Origin of the sequence: Halopseudomonas sp. (genome assembly GCF_041579695.1) — a bacterium.
Taxonomy (GTDB): Bacteria; Pseudomonadota; Gammaproteobacteria; order Pseudomonadales; family Pseudomonadaceae; genus Halopseudomonas.
The window spans coordinates 1-19810 of sequence record NZ_JBFGFI010000005.1; the positions used below are offsets into that span (position 1 = coordinate 1).

At 59.6% G+C, this 19810-nt stretch carries 17 protein-coding genes and 1 tRNA gene; 13 read left to right on the top strand and 5 right to left on the bottom strand.

The window, feature by feature from the left end; genetic code table 11:
- From ABYA88_RS02300 to ABYA88_RS02350, 11 genes are all read left to right on the top strand, one after another.
- Positions 1–167, top strand: a 167-nt coding sequence (locus tag ABYA88_RS02300; RefSeq protein WP_373185268.1) for a hypothetical protein, incomplete at its 5' end; no start/stop codon positions are given.
- 103 nt (positions 168–270) lie between these two features.
- On the top strand, positions 271–1227 hold the full coding sequence (gene accA, locus ABYA88_RS02305) for an acetyl-CoA carboxylase carboxyl transferase subunit alpha (RefSeq protein ID WP_373185122.1): 957 nt from the start codon (positions 271–273) through the stop codon (positions 1225–1227).
- Complete coding sequence (gene tilS, locus ABYA88_RS02310; protein ID WP_373185124.1) at positions 1228–2583, top strand: tRNA lysidine(34) synthetase TilS; 1356 nt, start codon at positions 1228–1230, stop codon at positions 2581–2583. It begins immediately after the preceding gene.
- Positions 2584–2782: 199 nt separating this feature from the next.
- On the top strand, positions 2783–4414 hold the full coding sequence (locus tag ABYA88_RS02315) for a CTP synthase (protein ID WP_373185126.1): 1632 nt from the start codon (positions 2783–2785) through the stop codon (positions 4412–4414).
- A 9-nt stretch (positions 4415–4423) separates the two neighbouring features.
- Positions 4424–5269, top strand: coding sequence for a 3-deoxy-8-phosphooctulonate synthase (gene kdsA / locus ABYA88_RS02320; RefSeq protein ID WP_373185270.1), 846 nt, complete (start codon positions 4424–4426; stop codon positions 5267–5269).
- 56 nt (positions 5270–5325) lie between these two features.
- Positions 5326–6615: a phosphopyruvate hydratase gene (eno, locus tag ABYA88_RS02325; RefSeq protein WP_373185128.1), complete on the top strand. Its 1290-nt coding sequence runs from the start codon at positions 5326–5328 to the stop codon at positions 6613–6615.
- A 107-nt stretch (positions 6616–6722) separates the two neighbouring features.
- A complete protein-coding gene (gene ftsB, locus ABYA88_RS02330) occupies positions 6723–6995 on the top strand; it encodes a cell division protein FtsB (RefSeq protein ID WP_373185130.1) in 273 nt (90 codons plus the stop codon).
- Positions 6995–7699, top strand: a complete 705-nt coding sequence (gene ispD, locus ABYA88_RS02335; RefSeq protein ID WP_373185132.1) for a 2-C-methyl-D-erythritol 4-phosphate cytidylyltransferase — start codon at positions 6995–6997, stop codon at positions 7697–7699. The genes ftsB and ispD overlap by 1 nt, the downstream gene beginning before the upstream one ends.
- 183 nt (positions 7700–7882) lie before the next feature.
- On the top strand, positions 7883–8500 hold the full coding sequence (gene imuA / locus ABYA88_RS02340) for a translesion DNA synthesis-associated protein ImuA (RefSeq protein WP_373185134.1): 618 nt from the start codon (positions 7883–7885) through the stop codon (positions 8498–8500).
- A gap of 4 nt (positions 8501–8504) precedes the next feature.
- Positions 8505–9920, top strand: coding sequence for a DNA polymerase Y family protein (locus tag ABYA88_RS02345; protein ID WP_373185136.1), 1416 nt, complete (start codon positions 8505–8507; stop codon positions 9918–9920).
- Complete coding sequence (locus ABYA88_RS02350) at positions 9896–13030, top strand: error-prone DNA polymerase (protein ID WP_373185272.1); 3135 nt, start codon at positions 9896–9898, stop codon at positions 13028–13030. The genes ABYA88_RS02345 and ABYA88_RS02350 overlap by 25 nt, the downstream gene beginning before the upstream one ends.
- A 20-nt stretch (positions 13031–13050) precedes the next feature.
- Here the strand turns inward: ABYA88_RS02350 and ABYA88_RS02355 are convergent, their stop codons facing one another.
- The 5 genes from ABYA88_RS02355 to ABYA88_RS02375 all read right to left on the bottom strand — a co-directional run bounded on the left by ABYA88_RS02355 (position 13051) and on the right by ABYA88_RS02375 (position 17217).
- On the bottom strand, positions 13051–14202 hold the full coding sequence (locus ABYA88_RS02355) for an acyl-CoA dehydrogenase family protein (protein WP_373185138.1): 1152 nt from the start codon (positions 14200–14202) through the stop codon (positions 13051–13053).
- Positions 14203–15252 carry an enoyl-CoA hydratase/isomerase family protein gene (locus tag ABYA88_RS02360; RefSeq protein WP_373185140.1) on the bottom strand — a complete coding sequence of 350 codons (1050 nt, stop codon included), beginning with the start codon at positions 15250–15252 and terminating at the stop codon, positions 14203–14205.
- A complete protein-coding gene (mmsB, locus tag ABYA88_RS02365) occupies positions 15249–16142 on the bottom strand; it encodes a 3-hydroxyisobutyrate dehydrogenase (RefSeq protein WP_373185142.1) in 894 nt (297 codons plus the stop codon). Before mmsB ends, ABYA88_RS02360 begins: the two co-directional genes overlap by 4 nt.
- Positions 16143–16241: 99 nt before the next feature.
- The gene (locus tag ABYA88_RS02370) at positions 16242–17006 is read right to left on the bottom strand and encodes a substrate-binding periplasmic protein (protein ID WP_373185144.1); all 765 of its coding nucleotides are present in this window, start codon (positions 17004–17006) and stop codon (positions 16242–16244) included.
- A 134-nt stretch (positions 17007–17140) separates the two neighbouring features.
- Positions 17141–17217: transfer RNA gene (locus ABYA88_RS02375), tRNA-Met, on the bottom strand.
- 250 nt (positions 17218–17467) lie between these two features.
- Here ABYA88_RS02375 and ABYA88_RS02380 point away from each other — a divergent pair.
- Together ABYA88_RS02380 and dinB are read left to right on the top strand one after the other, a co-directional pair.
- On the top strand, positions 17468–18649 hold the full coding sequence (locus ABYA88_RS02380; RefSeq protein WP_373185146.1) for a GGDEF domain-containing protein: 1182 nt from the start codon (positions 17468–17470) through the stop codon (positions 18647–18649).
- A 108-nt stretch (positions 18650–18757) separates the two neighbouring features.
- Positions 18758–19810, top strand: coding sequence for a DNA polymerase IV (gene dinB, locus ABYA88_RS02385; RefSeq protein WP_373185149.1), 1053 nt, complete (start codon positions 18758–18760; stop codon positions 19808–19810).

Below are 19810 nucleotides of genomic sequence, written 5' to 3' on the forward strand. Positions count from 1 at the left end.
TACAGAAATACCCTGGAAATTGCGCGGTCACCGTAGACCTGCAACGCCCCGACGCAGCCGCCGAGCTGCGCCTGGGCGAGACCTGGCGGGTCGAGCCGGCTGATGACCTGGTGCAAGGATTGCGTGACCAGCTGGGTAAAAGCAGCGTCTCACTGCACTACAGATAATAAGCCTGAACGGGGCGTGGCTCGACGTCGGGCCGCCAATCCCTTAAGGTAATGAAAAAAATCGTACGCCCTGTCGCGGGGCCCACGTGGATGATGGATGCTTATGAGCAAGAGCCAGAAATACTTGGAGTTCGAACAGCCGATAGCCGATCTGCAGGCCAAGATCGAGGAGCTGCGGCTGGTTGGCAGCGACAACTCCCTGAATATTACAGACGAGATCGCCCGTCTGCAGGACAAGAGCCGGTCATTGACCGAGAGTATTTTCGGCAACCTGAGCAGCTGGCAGATCGCCCAGATGGCGCGTCATCCCCAGCGCCCCTACACCCTGGACTATATCAGTCATATTTTCACCGATTTCGAAGAGTTGCATGGTGACCGGCATTTTGCCGACGATGCCGCTATTGTCGGCGGCATAGCACGCCTGGATGGCCGGCCGGTGATGGTGATCGGCCACCAAAAGGGGCGCGACGTAAAGGAGAAGGTACGCCGCAACTTCGGCATGCCCAAGCCCGAGGGCTATCGCAAGGCCTGCCGGCTGATGCAGATGGCCGAGCGCTTCAAGATCCCGCTGCTGACCTTTATCGACACCCCTGGCGCCTATCCGGGAATCGATGCCGAGGAGCGCGGACAGAGCGAAGCCATCGCCTGGAATCTGCAGATCATGGCGCGTCTGAAGACCCCTATCATTGCTACCGTGATTGGCGAGGGTGGCTCAGGCGGCGCATTGGCCATCGGCGTCTGCGATCGCTTGATGATGCTGCAGTATTCAACCTATGCGGTTATCTCCCCCGAGGGTTGCGCTTCGATCCTGTGGAAAAAGTCCGAGAAGGCAGCCGATGCAGCCGAAGCCATGGGCATCACCGCGGAGCGTCTGAAGGAACTCAAGCTGGTCGATAATCTGATAGCCGAGCCGCTGGGTGGCGCGCATCGCAAGCCGGAAGAAATGGCTGCACGGGTAAAGGCGCAGTTGCTGGTCGAGCTGGATGCGCTTGAAAAATTGCCTGCCGATCAGTTGCTTGAGCGGCGCTATGATCGCCTGATGGCCTTTGGTCTGAAGTAGATGTTTACCCCGCAGGAACTGCTCAGGCAGTTGCTGTCCTGCGCGGACGCCCCTACTTGGTGGTTGGGGCTGTCTGGCGGCCTGGACTCGATTGTTCTGCTCGACGCCCTGGTCGAACTGCGAAGCACGCATTCATTGCCCCCCCTGTACGCGATTCACGTTCATCATGGCTTGCACCCGGATGCTGACCGCTGGGCAGAGCATTGCGCGCGCGAGGCCCGTGCGCGCAATGTGCCGCTAGTAATTGAGCGTGTGCAGCTGGAACCTGGCGCCAGTATCGAGGCGCAGGCACGTGACGCACGCTATGCTGCGTTTGCCCGGCACATGGGCCGGGATGACTGTCTGTTGCTGGCCCATCACCGCGATGATCAACTCGAAACCCTGTTGTTCCGCATCCTGCGCGGTACCGGGCTGCGTGGTCTGGCGGGTATGCCGGTCAGCCGGCGACTGTCAAAGGGGCTTCTTCTCAGACCTTTGCTCGAGCAACCGCGTAGCGCGCTGCTGGAGCGGGCACGCACACGCCGGCTCGAGTGGATTGAAGATCCGGCTAACTGTGATGCCCGCTTTGCCCGCACGGCTCTGCGCCATGACCTGCTACCACGGCTCAGGAATGACTGGCCCGCGGTGGATGACAGCCTCTTGTCCCTGAGTCGGCATGCCAGGCAAGCGAACGAGCTGCTTGATGAGCGCGCCGCGGAGGATCTCCAGCTATTGAGCGCTGGCACCGAGGATCCCTGGCTCTCGGCCTGGCCAAGCCTTGCGGTTACCGGCATGCTGGGGCTGTCCTCGGCGCGGCGCAACAACCTGCTGCGATACTGGTTGCGCGCGCACGATTGCCGTTTGCCGCAGCGTCGCCTGCAGGCACTTGAAGACCAGCTGTGCAGTGCCGGTGACAGCCAGCCTGTTATCGAACTGGATGGAGGGCAGCTGCACCGTTCGTCGGGCCGGCTCTGGCTTTTGCGCGCGGCAGATCTGACCCCCGGCACAGGACAGTCAGTCCGCACGCAGGGCGAGATCCCCCTTGTCGGAACCAGCGGCAGTCTGGTGCTTCATCTGCCCCGTGTGGGGGTAGGCGCCTTGTCCGAATGGATCGTGCAATACCGAAGGGGAGGGGAGCAGATCAGCTTGCCCGACCGGCGAACCCGGTCGTTGAAGAGCCTGCTGCAGGAAAACGCCATACCGGTGTGGTTGCGGCCGAAAATTCCGTTGCTCTACCATGCCGGCCAGCTGGTTTCGGTGGGTGGCCGCTGGAACGCGACCACTTATCTGGATGCCCATGCCGGCGCGGGCTGGCAGATTCACTGGTCTCCTGTTGCAGGGCCGGCCCTTCAGGGCTATCCGCAGTCCGGTGATTAACGCGGTTAATGCTCGAGGGGTCCAGTCAAAGCCCCTTACCCGGCTCTGTTCTCCGATCTTGCGGATTGAGCAATCGGGGGGGCTCTGGTATCCTGACTTCCCATCTTGACGAGACTTTGGGAAACAGCAATTGCTTCCCCCGGCCTCCCTTCGATTCCCTGCGGCAAGGCCGCTTAACAGATCAATCAACGGGTTTTTCATGACGCGCTACATCTTCGTCACGGGTGGTGTTGTTTCTTCTTTGGGCAAAGGCATCGCCTCTGCTTCCCTGGCCGCCATCCTCGAGGCTCGGGGCCTGAAAGTCACCATGCTCAAGCTCGATCCTTACATCAACGTGGATCCGGGCACCATGAGTCCGTTCCAGCATGGGGAAGTATTCGTCACCCATGATGGCGCCGAGACCGATCTGGATCTGGGCCATTACGAGCGTTTCATTTCAGCCACCATGGGCCGCGCAAATAATTTCACCACGGGCCGGGTCTACGAGGAAGTGCTGCGCAAGGAACGCCGGGGTGACTATCTGGGCGCTACCATCCAGGTGATCCCGCACATTACCGACGAGATCAAGAGCCGCATCATCAAGGGCGCCGGCGACGCCGACGTTGCGATGGTAGAGATTGGCGGCACCGTGGGTGACATCGAGTCCCAGCCTTTTCTGGAAGCAATCCGCCAGCTGCGGATCGAAGTCGGCGCCAAGCGCGCGATGCTGATGCACCTGACCCTGGTTCCCTACATTGCCACTGCCGGCGAGACCAAGACCAAGCCGACCCAGCATTCGGTCAAGGAGCTGCGCTCCATCGGTCTGCAGCCGGATGTGCTGATCTGCCGCTCCGACCATCCTATCGACCTGTCCTCGCGCCGCAAGATTGCGTTGTTCACCAACGTTGAGGAGCGCGCGGTCATCGGTCTGGAAGACGTCGATACGATCTACCGTATACCTGCCGTACTGCATGCACAGGGCCTGGATGATTTCGTCATCGAGCGCTTCGGCATCGAATGCGCGCCGGCTGACCTGTCCGAATGGGACCGTGTGGTAGCGGGCAAGCTGTATCCCAACAAGGAAGTCACCATTGCGATGGTCGGCAAATACATGGAACTGCTGGAGGCCTACAAGTCTCTTATTGAGGCATTGAGCCACGCCGGCATCCAGAGCCAGACCAAGGTCACCATGCGTTACATCGACTCCGAAGAAATCGAGTTCAAGGGCGTTGGCCTGCTGGACGGTGTGGATGCCATTCTGGTTCCGGGTGGCTTCGGTCTGCGCGGCGTCGAGGGCAAGATCGCGGCGGTGCGCCATGCACGTGAAAACAAGATTCCGTACCTGGGTATCTGCCTGGGTATGCAGGTAGCAGTGATCGAGTATGCCCGCAGCGTCCTTGGCTGGGCTGATGCCAACTCGACCGAGTTCGACAAGACCAGTACGCACCCGGTGGTGGGTCTGATCACCGAATGGCAGAACGCCGCCGGTGATCGTCAGTTACGCACCGAGCAGTCGGACCTTGGCGGCACCATGCGTCTGGGCGGGCAGGAATGCAACCTGACGCCAGGTTCCACAGCCCATGCCTGCTACGGCAAGGATGTGATTGTTGAGCGGCACCGTCACCGCTATGAGGTCAACAACAATCTGTTGCCCGACCTCGAAGCGGGCGGCTTGAAGGTAACCGGTCGCTCCGTCGATGGTGCATTGGTGGAGGTCATCGAAGTGGGTGATCATCCCTGGTTCGTTGCGTGTCAGTTCCATCCGGAGTTCACTTCGACGCCGCGTTACGGCCACCCTTTGTTCAGTGGCTTTATCCAGGCGGCACTTGCCCAGCACAAACTCAAGAGCTGAGGAATGCAGATGCAACACAAGACGATCCAGGTCGGCGCTATCGAGATTGCCAACGACAAGCCCTTCGTGCTGTTCGGCGGGATGAACGTGCTCGAATCCCGCGACATGGCCATGCAGATCTGCGAGGCCTATGTCAGCGTGACCGAGAAGCTGGATATCCCCTATGTGTTCAAGGCCAGTTTCGACAAGGCCAATCGCTCCTCGATCAACTCCTACCGTGGCCCCGGCCTGGACGAGGGCCTGAAGATCTTTGAAGAGATCAAGCAGACGTTCAAGGTGCCCGTCATCACCGACGTGCACGAGCCCCATCAGGCTGCGCCGGTGGCAGAGGTCTGCGACATTATCCAGTTGCCGGCTTTTCTCTCTCGGCAGACCGATCTGGTGGTGGCTATGGCCAAAACCGGCGCGGTGATCAATATCAAGAAGGCGCAGTTTCTGGCGCCCCAGGAAATGCGGCACATCCTGGCCAAGTGCGAAGAAGCAGGCAACGATCAGTTGATTCTCTGCGAGCGCGGCTCCAGCTTCGGCTACAACAATCTGGTGGTCGATATGCTCGGCTTCGGCGTGATGAAGCAGTTTGGTTATCCGGTGTTCTTCGATGTGACCCACGCATTGCAGATGCCAGGTGGCCGCAGCGACTCAGCTGGCGGTCGGCGGGCCCAGGTCACTGATCTGGCCAAGGCTGGCATGAGCCAGGGTCTCGGCGGACTTTTCCTTGAAGCGCACCCTGATCCTGATAACGCCAAGTGCGATGGGCCCTGCGCATTACGGCTGGACCGTCTGGAGCCGTTCCTGACCCAGCTCAAGGCGCTGGATAATCTGGTCAAGGGTTTCCCGGAGCTGGAAACCGCCTGATCATTCGATCCGAATACATACATCAGTCTTTCAGTTAGATGGAGCAAGCAGCAACCATGGCAAAGATCATTGATATCAAGGGTCGTGAAGTTCTCGATTCGCGCGGCAATCCCACTGTCGAAGCCGACGTTACCCTGGATGGTGGCGCGTTTGGCAGTGCCTGCGCACCTTCGGGCGCTTCCACCGGTTCACGTGAAGCACTGGAACTGCGTGATGGCGACAAGAGCCGCTACATGGGCAAGGGCGTGCTCAAGGCTGTGGCCAATATCAATGGTCCGATTCGTGAGCTGCTGGTAGGCCGGGATGCCACCGATCAGGCCGGCCTGGACCGGGCGATGATCGATCTCGACGGGACCGAGAACAAGGCTACTCTGGGCGCCAACGCCATTCTTGCGGTATCCCTGGCCGCCGCCAAGGCTGCTGCCAAGGCCAAGGGTGTTCCACTGTATGCACATATCGCCGATCTGAACGGCACCCCGGGCGAGTACTCGATGCCAGTACCGATGATGAATATCATCAACGGTGGCGAGCATGCGGACAATAACGTCGATATTCAGGAGTTCATGGTCCAGCCGGTTGGCGCCAAGAGCTTCGCCGAGGCGTTGCGCATGGGTGCCGAGATTTTCCACCACCTCAAAGCCGTGCTCAAGGCCCGTGGCCTGAGTACGTCGGTAGGGGATGAAGGCGGCTTCGCGCCAAACCTGGCCTCCAACGAAGACGCTCTGGCCGCGATTGCCGAAGCTGTCGCCAATGCCGGATACACCCTGGGTGATGATGTGACCCTGGCGCTTGATTGCGCCTCCAGCGAATTCTACAAGGATGGCAAATACGATCTGGCCGGAGAGGGTCAGGTATTCGATGCCGCGGGTTTTGCCGACTACCTTGCCGGCCTGACCGAGCGGTTCCCGATCATCTCCATTGAAGATGGCATGGATGAGTCCGACTGGGCGGGCTGGAAGATTCTGACCCAGAAGATCGGCGACAAGGTCCAATTGGTCGGTGATGATCTGTTTGTGACCAACACCAAGATTCTCAAGCGCGGTATTGACGAGTCCATCGGTAATTCGATCCTGATCAAGTTCAACCAGATCGGCTCGCTGACCGAAACCCTGGAAGCCATCCAGATGGCCAAGGCAGCTGGCTTCACCGCGGTGATCTCGCACCGCTCGGGTGAGACCGAAGACAGCACCATCGCCGACCTGGCCGTGGGCACCTCGGCCGGGCAGATCAAGACCGGCTCGCTGTGCCGTTCTGACCGCGTAGCCAAGTACAACCAGCTGCTGCGTATTGAAGAGCAGTTGCAGGGCAAGGCCAGGTACAACGGCCGTGCCGAATTCCGTAGCTGAGTGATGCTGCCCATGGCCACACTCACAGCGCAACTCGCCAGTTTTAAACCGCAGACAACCCTGGCGGGGCTGTCACGGCTGAGTGCTGACTGTGGGGATGAGCTCCTGTGAAGTGGCTATGGGTCGTCGCGTTGCTGTTGCTCGCCGGGCTTCAATACCGCCTCTGGGTAGGCGAGGGCAGTCTCGCCCAAGTGACCCAGCTAAAGCAGGAAATTGCCGAGCAGTCGCGGGTCAATGAACAGCTGCTCGAACGGAACCGCGTCCTTACAGCGGAAGTCAGAGAGCTGAAACAGGGGCTGGAAACAGTTGAAGAGCGTGCCCGGCACGAGCTGGGCATGATCCGTGAGGGCGAGACGCTTTTCCAACTGAGCACCGACTGATGACTTCGCCAGTGGCTTACTGGGTGGTCATTCCCGCAGCGGGTATCGGTTCGCGTATGCAGTCCGATCGGCCCAAGCAGTATCTGCCCTTAGGCGACCGTGCACTGATAGAACACACCCTTGATTGCTTCCTTGGTCAGCCTGGCCTTAACGGCATTGTCGTTTCGTTGGCAGCGGATGATCCCTGGTGGGATCAGTTGGCGTGCGCCCGGGACCCGCGCATCATGCGCGCCACCGGCGGACGTGAACGTGCCGATTCGGTACTGGCTGGTCTTCAGCAGTTGCTGAGTCAAGGGGCTTGCGTAAACGATTGGGTATTGGTGCACGACGCAGCACGCCCTAATCTGGCAGAAGCGGATCTGCATAACCTGCTGGGTACATTGGTTGGTGATCCCGTCGGCGGCCTTCTGGCCGTGCCTGTGCGCGATACACTCAAATGTGCTGATGCCAGGGGTAGAGTGACTTCCACCCCTGACCGCTCGCTGTTCTGGCAAGCCTATACCCCCCAGATGTTCCGTCTCGGTGCGCTGCATGACGCGCTCACACAGGCACTTGCCGCTGGAGCGGCGATAACCGACGAAGCATCGGCCATGGAATATGCAGGTCAAGCGCCACGGCTGGTGGAAGGCCGGGCGGATAATATCAAGGTCACTCGGCCGGAAGATCTGGAATGGCTGGCAAGGCTGAGCCATTCACTCCCCTGACGCTATCTCCACGCCAGTCCTGCCTATCGTACTGAAAGCCCCTTTTACCGTCCCTCATTGAAACTTTGTCTCCCTTCTTTTCGCACCAAGGGTCCGCCCATCCGGCTGCTAAAAAATCCCGTTGACCGACTTCTGCTCGATGATATGCTGTACATATATACAGTATCAATTGGAGTGAAGATCATGGGTGCAGTCGTCGCTCTTGAGACCCTTTTACAGCAACGTCAAGTCTGGAGAGGGCAGTCCACTGGCTTGCCCGACAGGATTCAGCCCACCGGTCATGTATCCCTGGACGCTGTGTTGCCAGCCGGAGGCTGGCCCGATGCGGCGTTGAGCGAGATTTTGCTTGCCCGTGAAGGTATGGGTGAATTGCAGTTGCTCTGGCCCACTCTGGCCCGGCTGAGTAGCGCCGGTGAGCGTATTGCCCTGGTAGCGCCACCCTTCATTCCCTACGTGCCGTCCTGGCATGCCGCGGGGGTGGATCAACAGCAACTGGTGATGATCAATGCCAGCGCTGATCAGGCAATGTGGGCAGCCGAGCAGTGTCTGCGTTCAAGCTGTTTTGGTGCGGTATTGTGCTGGCCGCAGCGTGCCGATGACCGTGCATTACGGCGCCTTCAGGTGGCGGCTGAAACCGGGGGAACCCTGGCCTTTGCTTACCGCGCTTTGACTGAAGCCGCCAATCCTTCGCCTGCGGCATTGCGTCTGGTGCTTGATGGAGAGCCCGGAGAGGTCCGAATTCACAAATGTCGAGGTGGCCGAGCATCCCCGGCCGTCATACAACTTCAGCGCGGGCGTTGAGCACATGCGTTGGGCCTGCATTCTTTTTCCTCAACTGGCGCTCGATGGTGTCATGCGTGCCAGGGACGAGCCGGAAGCTCCGCTGGCGCTGGTCGCTGGCCCTGCGCAGCGGCGCGTTTTACAGACGCTCAACCCCGCTGCCCGTGGGCTTGGCCTGCGTCCCGGTATGACCCTGACGGCAGCGAAAGCACTGGCAGATGGCTTTGCCATGGCAGAGTACGACCATCAGCAGATTGAACGCTGGCATACCCTGCTTGCCGCCTGGGCCTATCGTTTCAGCTCCCATGTCAGCATGCATTATCCACGCGCTTTGTTGTTGGAGGTACAGTCGAGCATGGGCCTGTTTGGTCCATGGCAGCAGTTTGAACAACGCTTGCGGGGGGAGCTTGAGGCGATGGGGTTTTGTCACCGTATTGCCCTGGCCCCCAATCCTGCAGCCGCCCGGGTGTTGGCGAACAGTCATGATGGTATTGCTGTAGCGAATACGGAAAATTTACGCCAAGCGCTGGGTCAGATGTCAGTCGACAGGGTCGGATGGGACGCCGAATCGGCTTCGGCGCTATCGAGAATGGGTTTGCGCCGTGTGCATCAGGTGCTTGCCCTGCCACGCGCCACCCTGGCTCGTCGTTTCCCTGAAGGGCTTTTGCAGCATCTTGATACCTTGCTCGGGACGCGTTCTCTGGTGCTGGACTGCTATGTGCCACCGGACTTTTTCGATGTTCGACTTGAGCTCAATTTCGACGTGGAATCCAATCAGGCGCTGTTTTTTCCGGTCAAGCGACTGGTCTCGGACCTTGCAGCCTTTCTTGCCGGCCGCGATAGCGGCGTGCAACGTTTTATCCTGCATCTGGAGCACCGCAGTCAGCAAGATACCCTGGTGCCGGTCGGTCTGCTGGCTGCCGAGCGGGCTGCCGACATGCTGTTCGAATTGACCCGCGGGCGACTAGACTCCCTGCAGATACCCGCGCCAGTGCAGGCGGTGCGCCTGGTGGCGCGGGATCTGCCGCGGTTTGTGCCGCAATCATCTCAGCTGTTCGAAGAGCGACCCCAGCAAACCTTGCCCTGGGAGCAGCTGCGCGAAAGACTGCGGGCCCGGCTGGGTGATGAGGCTGTTCTGGATATATGCAGCCACCCTGACCACCGACCCGAAAAGGCTTGGCGATATCAGACGGCTGACAAATCTGTTCCGCTGGTCGATCAACCACGGCGCCCCGGCTGGCTATTATCCGAGCCGGTGGCTTTGACCGATACCGCAGCGCAGATACTGGCGGGCCCGGAACGTATCGAGTCCGGCTGGTGGGATGGCGCAGACGTGCGCCGTGATTATTACCTGATCAAAACCGGGCAGGGTCAGTTGGCCTGGGTGTTTCGTCCTGTTGGCCAGACCGGGCCATTCTGGTTGCATGGCTGGTTTGCATGACCCGGTACGTCGAGCTGCATTGCCTGTCCAATTTCTCCTTTCAGCGCGGCGCCTCAAGCGCAGCAGAGTTGTTCGAGCGTGCCGCGCAACAGGGTTACACAGCCCTGGCAGTCACCGATGAATGCACCATGGCCGGTATTGTGCGGGCCTGGCAGGCAGCACAGGAAAATCAGATGCGCCTGATCGTCGGCAGTGAAATGCGTATTGAATCCGGACCCAAACTCGTACTGTTGGCTGAAAACCTTGCCGGTTACCAGGTGCTCTGCCGGCTGATTACCCTGGCTCGACGGCGGGCAGCGAAGGGCGAATATCGTTTGTTGGCTGAGGATTTCCAGGAACCTCTCCAGGGGGTGCTGGCGCTCTGGGTGCCTGACGAACAGATTGATGAGGCCCAGGGTCGCTGGCTCAAGCAGCACTTTGGTGAGCGCGTCTGGCTGGCGGTTGAATTGCATTGCGGTGCAGACGACGCAGCTCGCTTGCAGGCCTTGCTGCGCTGTGCCGAGCGCCTGGCGATACGTCCCGTTGCGGCGGGCGACGTGCATATGCATGCCCGGGGTCGCCGAGCCTTGCAGGATACGATGACGTCGATTCGTCATCACTGCACCCTTGCCGAAGCTGGTCTGCGATTGTTTAGCAACGGCGAGCGGCACCTTCGCAGCACTCAGTTGCTGGCGCAGACCTATCCCCCCGAGCTTCTGGCAGAAACCCTGCTCATCGCCGAGCGATGTCAATTCGATCTTGGCCAACTACGTTATCAGTATCCACGGGAACTGGTCCCTGAAGGCTATTGCGCGCGCGGCTGGCTGCGGCAGTTGACCGAGGAAGGTATCGCCTGGCGCTGGCCTCGGGGCATCACACCCAAGGTACGGCAACAGATAGATAATGAGCTGGAGTTGATCAGCGAACTGGAATACGAAAGCTACTTTCTGACCGTACATGACATCGTCCGATTTGCCCGTAGCCGCCATATTCTGTGCCAGGGTCGCGGCTCGGCAGCTAACTCCGCTGTGTGTTTTGCGCTGGGGGTTACCGAAATTGATCCGGCGCGAATGAACATGCTGTTCGAGCGCTTTCTGTCACGCGAACGTAATGAACCGCCGGATATCGATGTGGATTTCGAGCACGATCGCCGTGAGGAGGTTATCCAGTATGTGTTCCAGCGTTACGGGCGCAACCGGGCGGCACTGACAGCGGTAGCCAGTTCCTATCGCGGCGCTGGCGCCGTGCGGGACGTGGCCAGAGCGCTGGGCTTGCCTGCCGATCAGGTGAGCGCCCTGGCCGAGTGCTGTGGCCGCTGGAGCAGCAAGATACCTGGCCCCGAACGGCTGCGCGAGGCGGGCTTCGATCCGGACAACGCCATCTTGCACCGAGTGCTGGCGCTGACAGAACAGCTGATCGGTTTTCCCCGGCATCTGTCGCAACATCCAGGGGGGTTCGTGATCTCCGAGCATCCTCTGCAGACCCTGGTTCCGGTTGAGAATGCCGCCATGGATGATCGCACCATCATTCAATGGGACAAGGACGATCTGGATATGGTCGGTCTGCTCAAGGTGGATATTCTGGCGTTGGGCATGCTCAGCGCCCTGCGTCGCAGCTTCGATCTGCTGCGCGACTATCGCCACCTGGATCTGACCCTGGCCACTATCCCGGCTGAGGATCCAGCTACCTACGACATGTTGGGGCGTGCCGACACGGTAGGAGTCTTCCAGATTGAATCCCGCGCGCAAATGGCGATGTTGCCACGCCTCAAACCCCGAACTTTCTATGATCTGGTGATCGAGGTGGCGATTGTGCGGCCGGGTCCTATCCAGGGCGACATGGTGCATCCCTATCTGCGTCGGCGTAATGGTGAAGAGCCTGTGGTCTATCCCTCCGAGGCGTTGAAGGCAGTATTTGAACGCACCCTGGGCGTCCCCTTGTTCCAGGAGCAGGTAATGGAGATGGCCATCGTCGCCGCAGGGTATTCGGCGGGGGAGGCTGATCAGTTGCGCCGGTCCATGGCGGCCTGGAAGCGTCGCGGCGGTCTGGAGCCCCATCAGGAGCGGTTGGCCAAGGGAATGCTGGAGCGCGGGTATACCGCGGAGTTTGCCGCGCAGATATTCGAGCAGATCAAGGGGTTTGGCAGCTATGGCTTTCCCGAATCCCACGCAGCCAGTTTTGCGTTGTTGACCTATGCCAGCAGTTGGCTTAAGTGCAATGAACCTGCAGCCTTTGCCTGTGCCCTGATCAACAGTTGGCCAATGGGATTTTATAGTCCCGACCAGATACTGCAGGATGCCCGCAGGCACCGGATCGAGATATTGCCGGTCGATATACAGTGCAGTGACTGGGACTGCACACTTGAAGCTGTCCCCGGCAAACAGTCCTCTGCGAGTGGGCAGCAAGTCCAGACGGTAGATCAGCCCGCCATCCGCCTGGGCCTGCGCATGGTCCGGGGCCTGCATGAAGAAGTGGGCCAGCGTATTGCCCTGGCCAGACAGCAAAGACTCTTCGGTGATGTGAGTGATCTGAGCGTGCGCGCTGGCTTGAATCATCGCGACCGCGAATTGCTGGCCGATGCCGGCGCACTGCTGGAGCTCGCCGGTGACCGGCACAATGCTCGCTGGGCGGTAGCCGGAGTCGAGCCGCAGTTGCCCCTGTTCGCCGGCCAGCCTTCAGACAAGGAAGAAGAAGTGGTCTTACCGACACCGACGGTAGCCGAAAACCTGTTTGCCGATTATGCAGCAGTCGGCACCACGCTGGGTCCGCATCCGCTGAAACTGTTGCGCGAGGAACTCAAGGGCCGCCGTTGCCGTAGCTCTCGTGACCTGCTGGCAGCCGAAAGCGGTCGACCCATTTCGGTTGCAGGACTGGTCACCGGTCGCCAGCGACCCGGTACGGCCAACGGCGTTACCTTCGTCACCCTCGAGGACGAGTTCGGTATGATCAATGTGATCGTCTGGCAGGATCTGGGCGAGAGGCAGCGCAAGGAGCTTGTTGGATCGCGCTTGTTGCGGGTAGACGGCCGGTTCGAGTCCGAAAAGGGGGTCAGGCATGTTATTGCCGGTCGACTTCAGGATCTCACTGCTCTGTTATCCGGTCTGGATGTGCGCAGCCGCGATTTTCACTAGCCGCTGCGCGCATCGCAGGTTCACAGGCTGTAATGCCTCAGTTCCCGGGAGATCAGCAAACGCTGGATCTCGCTGGTGCCCTCGTAGATCTGGGTAATCCGCGCATCACGATATAACCGTTCAACCGGGTAATCCTCCAGATACCCATAGCCCCCATGGATCTGAATGGCTTTCGAGCACACGTCCTCGGCCATTTCGCTGGCGAACAGCTTGGCCTGCGATGCTTCCGACAGGCAGGGTTGCCCCGCGGTGCGTAGACGCGCGGCATGCAATATCAGCAGCCGTGTGGCATTGAGTTTCATATGCATGTCGGCCAGCATATTGGCAATGCTCTGATGCTCGGTCAGCGCCTGGCCGAACTGCGTGCGCTCCCGGGCATAGACCAGCGCAGCCTCGAACGCCGCACGGGCTATGCCTAATGCCTGGGCGGCGATGCCGATACGCCCGCCCTCCAGGTTGGACAGGGCAATCGACAATCCCTTGCCGCGGGTTCCCAGTAAACCGCTTTCAGGAATCCGACAATTGTCCAGGGTGATCGCACAGGTATCCGAGCCGCGAATACCCAGCTTGTGCTCCATGCGTTCGACGCGAAATCCCGGGTTATCGGTGGGCACCAGAAAGGCCGAGAGGCCCCTCTTGCCCAGGTCCGGATCGGTGACCGCAAATACCACCGCCATGCCGGCGCGTTTGCCGTTGGTGACGAACTGCTTGGCGCCATTGATCACCCATTCCCCATTTTCCAGCACGGCTCGGGTGCGTAGGTTATGCGCCTCTGATCCCGCATGGGGCTCGGTAAGGCAAAAGCAGCCAATCGTCTGACCGGTGGCCAGCTTCTGTAACCAGGTGTCCTGCTGCTCTGTCGAGCCATAATTGAGTACGGGTCCGCAGCCCACCGAGTTGTGCACACTCATCAGCGCGCCCGTGGCCCCGCAACCAGCGGAGATTTCCTCTACTGCCAGGGCGTAGGCGCTATAGTCGGTGAAGCTGCCGCCCTGGTCTTCAGGCACGACCATGCCCAGCAGGCCCAATTCGCCCATTTGCCGTACTACCGCATCATCAATCCAGCCATCGCGATCAAACTGCGCCGCTCTGGGGGCAAGCTCGGCACGGGCAAACTCGCGCGCCATGTCACGCACCATTCGCTGGTCTTCAGTGAGCTCCAGGTCGTTCATTCACAGCCCCTTGAAAAAAGTAGCGACCCTGTGCGGGTCCAATTGCGCAATGCTGGGTGGATTCCACTGTGGATTCTTGTCCTTGTCGACCAGCAGGGCGCGGACACCTTCGACTATGTCGCCATGCTCGAACCACTGGCGATCAAGATGCAGCTCCATGGCGAAGCATTCCGGGAGGTCGAGTTTGCGGCCGCGGCGCAGTAACTCCAGCGTCACGGCCAGGGCCAGGGGCGAGCGCTGATCCAGAGTCTTCACCGTGGCCTGCGCCCACTCCTTGAATTCGCTGCGATGTTCTTCCAGCAGAGACTGGCGGATCGCCGGGATGTCGCGTTCGGCAAAGTGGTGATCGATCGCCGGCTGCAGCCTTGCCAGTTCGCTGCCAGGCAGTTCGGTCACGGCTATGTCGCGCACCAGTTGCTCCGATGTCTTGAGGGACCAGTCCAGATTGTCGAAATGCTGGTCCAGCTTCGCCATGCGTTCGCTGGGCAGGTGCGCATCGGCCAGTCCCGCATACAACGCGTCGGCGGCGGAGGCGACATGATTGCCGGTCAGGCCCAGGTAAATGCCCAATTCGCCGGGCAGGCGCGGGAGAAAGTAGCTGCCGCCCACGTCCGGGAAATAGCCGATGCCGGTCTCCGGCATGCCCAGCCGGGCGCGCTCGCTGACCAGCCTGAGCCCGCAGCCCTGGGCCAGGCCCATGCCTCCTCCAAGCACAAAGCCATCCATCAGCACAATGATGGGTTTGGCGTAGTCATGAATGTACTGATCCAGCAGATACTCATGACGGAAGAACTCCTCGATACCGTGTTCGCCTGCCTTGTGCAGATCGTAGAGGCCACGGATATCGCCGCCGGCGCAGAAGGCGCGTTCACCCGCACCGCGTAATATCACGGCCCGTATCGACTCGTCGCTGGCCCAGGCCTTGAGCTGTTTGTGCAGCAGTCTCACCATCTCCAAAGTCAGCGCATTCAGCCCTTCCGGACGGTTCAGGGTCAGGTGACCTATATGATTGCGCGTCTCGGCCACTACGACCGCTTGCGGCTCTGTCATTGCTCCTCTCCTGAATACATTTTGATTATTGCGGAAAAATCCAGGGTGCCGTGGCCCTGGTTACTGAATGTCTGATACAGCTGTTGAGCGAGGGCCCCAAGCATCACCGGCTGTTTTTGCTGTTTTGCCGCTTCAGTGGCCAGCCCCAGGTCCTTGAGCATCAGGTCGGCGCCAAAGCCACCACTGTAGCCCCTGGTTGCGGGTGCAGCCTCGATTACACCGGGGTAGGGGTTATAGGTGTCCGAACTCCAGCAGCGTCCGCTTGAGGTGTTGATGATGCCGGCCAGTGTTTTCGGGTCCATCCCCAGCGAGACGCCCAGGCTCATGGCTTCAGACACGCCAATCATGGATATGGCCAGCAGCATGTTGTTGGCCACCTTGGCGACTTGCCCGTTGCCGGCAGGGCCGCAATGCACGATGTTCTTGCCCATGGTTCGCAGCACCGGCAGCGCCGCGTCATGGTCGGCAGCCGCCCCTCCGACCATGAAGGTCAGGGTTCCGGCCTCGGCGCCGCCGGTGCCACCTGATACGGGCGCATCGAGCATCGGGTTGCCTTGCTGGATTGCCGCAGCAGCTACTTCGCGCGCAGTCATGGGATCAATGGTCGAGCTGTCGATAAGGCGAACGCCTGGTGCAACGGCAGCCAGCAATCCGTTTTCACCGAGATAGACCTGTCTGACGTGGGATGCCGCCGGCAACATCGTGATGATCAGTTCGGCATCGCTGGCTCCGAGTTCAGCAACAGAACCGACTGCCCCGGCGCCGGCCTCTACCAGTCCTTCAATTGCCTCAAGGGAGAGATCATGAACACTCAGACGATGGCCTGCTGCAAGCAGATTTCGCGCCATGGGCCCGCCCATGTTGCCGAGACCGATAAAACCAATATGCATGCTGGCTGCTCCATTGTGTTTGAAGTTACGTCGTTCTTCCATGGTAGTAGGCCTGGCACCGTTGATACAGCGGGATAATGGACGCGGACAGGACTGGAGTCAGTCGGTCACCAGCGGTGGTAGCTGCAGCGCGTTTCGAAATATGGAGTCCAGCTCACCGCTGTCGCGCATCTCCTCCAGAGCAGCCTGAATGGCAGGCAAATGAATTGCTGTGGTGTTATCCCTGGACGCATACAGGTAGGCCACGTGACCGCGGGTCAGTACACGGCTGCGGAAGGCCTGGGGGTCCAGCTGCATCTGCCTGAGGGTGTGATGCAGCAATATATCGCTGGTAATCAGCGCATCCAGGCGACCCAGCTCCAGCATGCGTATCGCCTGATCAAGACTCGACAGGGGCAACTTGATGATACCCCGATCCGCGCTGAAGGCTTCCCCGTAATAGGTGCCACCGATATAGCCCAGTCTCTTTCCGGAGAGGCCTGCCAATGTCAGCTTCTGCCGGGAGTCGCGGGGAGTAATCAGCAGGATATCGCTAATCTGAGCCAGGCCGACCCTCTCGGCAAAGCTGTCGACGACGGGATTCTGGAACAACATCGTGTAATCGCCGTCGTGGCCACGGAAGTTTGCCAGAACCCGCTGGTGCGGTAGCACGCGATAGTGCATTTCGATTCCTGCACGCGAGCTGAGACGGGACGCAAATTCGGTTATCAGTCCTGCGGGCTGGTTGTTTTCATCGAGATAACCCCAGGGCCAGACCTCGGCGATCAGAAAAACAGGGGCATTAGCGCTGTTATTGCCGTGGCTGCCCATTGCGCTGCAGGAGGCAAGCAGAAGAAATATCACAAGCAGGCGCAAGAGGTGCATATGGCGGTCTGGATAGCCTCGTTGGATTGCACTGACAGTATAAGGCTGCCGGCTCCGACCGCAATGCTCTGAATTCCTGAAATCCGGGCAAAAAAAACCGCCGAAGGAGATTTTCCATTCGACGGTTTTCAATGTGGTTGCGGGGGCAGGATTTGAACCTACGACCTTCGGGTTATGAGCCCGACGAGCTACCAGACTGCTCCACCCCGCGTCTGAGGGCGCCATTCTACTCATTAGCGCTGAGCTGTCAAGCAATTGAACAGAAAAGATTTTTTAGCCGGGCGAGTGGTGTGAAAACATTATCCGAACGCTGTATGTCCAAGATGTCCCGAGCCAGCGGTTTGTTTGATGTATGTCACAACGCCACTATAGCTTCTTGGCTAAAGTGTGGGCACTGGCGTATGCTGAAGGTCGTAGATATTAAAATAACAAATTGCGTCCTCGTGGCGTCGGGGTCCACAGTGGCTAAAGAAAAAGACCGTTATGCGTTGTCTGCCTGGCGCGGCGAGTTCCTGCATCAGGATGTCGAGGGCGCCTATCGAGAGCACGTCAAGGAAGGGACTGCCAGGCATCTTATCGTCGCGCTGCGCGTCTGGGCCTTTCTGCTGGTCTCTTTTGGCTGGCTGGACTACATCGGCTTGGGTCTGAGCGAAGGCTTTTACCACTTGCTCGCGATGAGGCTCTTTTCCGCGCTTCTGCTGCTCGGCTTGTCCGTGATCGTCCGGCATCGGCCCGAGCTGGCCAAGGACGGTGGGGCTGTTTCCATTCTTGAGGCGATCGGGTTTCTGCTGTTTTTCATTATCTATTTTGTTCGGCCGGATATCGTCATCTGGAATATCGGCGTAACCGTCATAATACTGATCAGCTTGTATATCTTTATCCCCAACCGGCTTGTCAATTCCAATGTCACAGCACTCTTCGGTATCCTCGGCACGTTGTATTGCCTGTCTTTGGGTGGCACGGAACCGCGGTTGCTGGTCGGCATATTCTTTCTGCTCAGTTTTCCAGCCATTGTCGGCTACTTTGCCTCTAGGCGTCTGAACCTGAGCAGTCGCCAGCAATATGCCCTGTTCATGGAGACGGTGCAGGTCAATCAATCGCTGCAGGCCGAGATAAAACGGCGGGAGGAGCTGGAAGTCGAGCTCAAGCTGCAGGCCACCACCGATCCCTTGACCGGGCTGCTCAATCGCAGGCAATACGAGACCCTGTTTCGCCGAGAACAGGAGCGGGTGCGCCGGCATGCCGGCAAGCTCTCGCTGTGCGTCACAGACCTGGATCATTTCAAGAAAATCAACGACGACCACGGCCACGATGTCGGCGATCAAGTGCTCAAACACATTTCCGACCTGTTTGTTGAAACGCTGAGACATACCGACATCGTCGGGCGGTTCGGTGGAGAGGAGTTCATCCTGCTGCTTCCCGATACCGATCTGGACAATGCGATGGTGGTGATTGATCGCCTGCGCGAGAAGCTCCAGGCCAGTCCGGTTGAGGCCGATGACAAGGAAATTCGCATAACAGCTACTTTCGCCGTCACAGAGGTCAACGCTGAAGACGTGACCATTGAGGATGTGATTCGCCGGGCCGACAAGGCGCTATATCGAGGCAAAGAGGCAGGAAGGAATCAGGTGGTGGCCAGTTAGCTGATGTCTCTGCCGCTCTGGATGACCAGCGGCAAGCCATTCAGGCAGGTCTGATCGGGTACAATAGGTCTTCAAACGACTTCCCTGTGCCACCAGAGTCAGCCTGCCGTGCGCAAGATCATCCATGTCGACTGCGACTGTTTCTACGCTGCAATTGAAATGCGTGACGATCCGCGTTTGCGTGGCCGTCCGCTGGCCGTGGGCGGTGACCCGGGCAAGCGGGGCGTGATCGCGACCTGCAACTACGAGGCGCGCGCCTTCGGTGTTCGTTCGGCCATGGCCTCCGCCTATGCGCGCAAGCTTTGTCCGGATCTGCTGATCGTGCCACCGCGGATGGCAGCCTACCGGGAAGCATCCCAGGCAATTCTTGCCATTTTTGCTCAGTTTACCCAGCTGATTCAGCCGCTTTCCCTGGACGAAGCCTATCTTGATGTGACTGCCAGTGAAGCCTGCCGCGGCAGTGCGACCCTGATGGCGCGGGAGATAAGGCGTCTGGTGGAGGCGGACCAGGGAATAACAGTTTCGGCCGGAGTGGCGCCGAACAAGTTCCTGGCCAAGATTGCCAGTGACTGGAACAAGCCCGACGGCCTGATGGTGATACTGCCTGATGAGGTGGAGGCGTTTGTCAAGAAGCTGCCGGTCGAGCGCCTGCATGGGGTCGGCCGGGTGACCGCCGCGCGCCTGAAGAGTCTTGGGATTGATGTTTGTGCGGAGCTCCTGCCCTGGCGCAAACAGGATCTGGCGAAGGAGTTCGGCAGTTTTGGTGAGCGATTATGGCAACTGGCCAGAGGGATCGACGATCGGCCGTTGACGGTGGAAAGCAAGCGTCAGTCGGTCAGTGTAGAGAATACCTACGACCAGGATCTCCCCGACCTGCAAGCCTGTCTGAATGCGCTCGCGCCACTGCTCGAAAAGCTGGCCCAGCGCCTGGGGCGGCTGGAGGGTGAATATCGCGTCAGCAAGCCATTCATCAAGCTCAAGTTCCACGACTTCACCCAGACCACCCTGGAGCAGGCGGGCGCACCGGTGACGCCCGAAGGCTATCGCGAGTTATGCATCCAGGCCTTTGCCCGGGGCGGCCGCGCAGTCCGCCTGATTGGCGTGGGTGTGCGACTGGATCATGCACACAGCCTGCTCGGCGAGCAGCTCGATCTGTTCTGA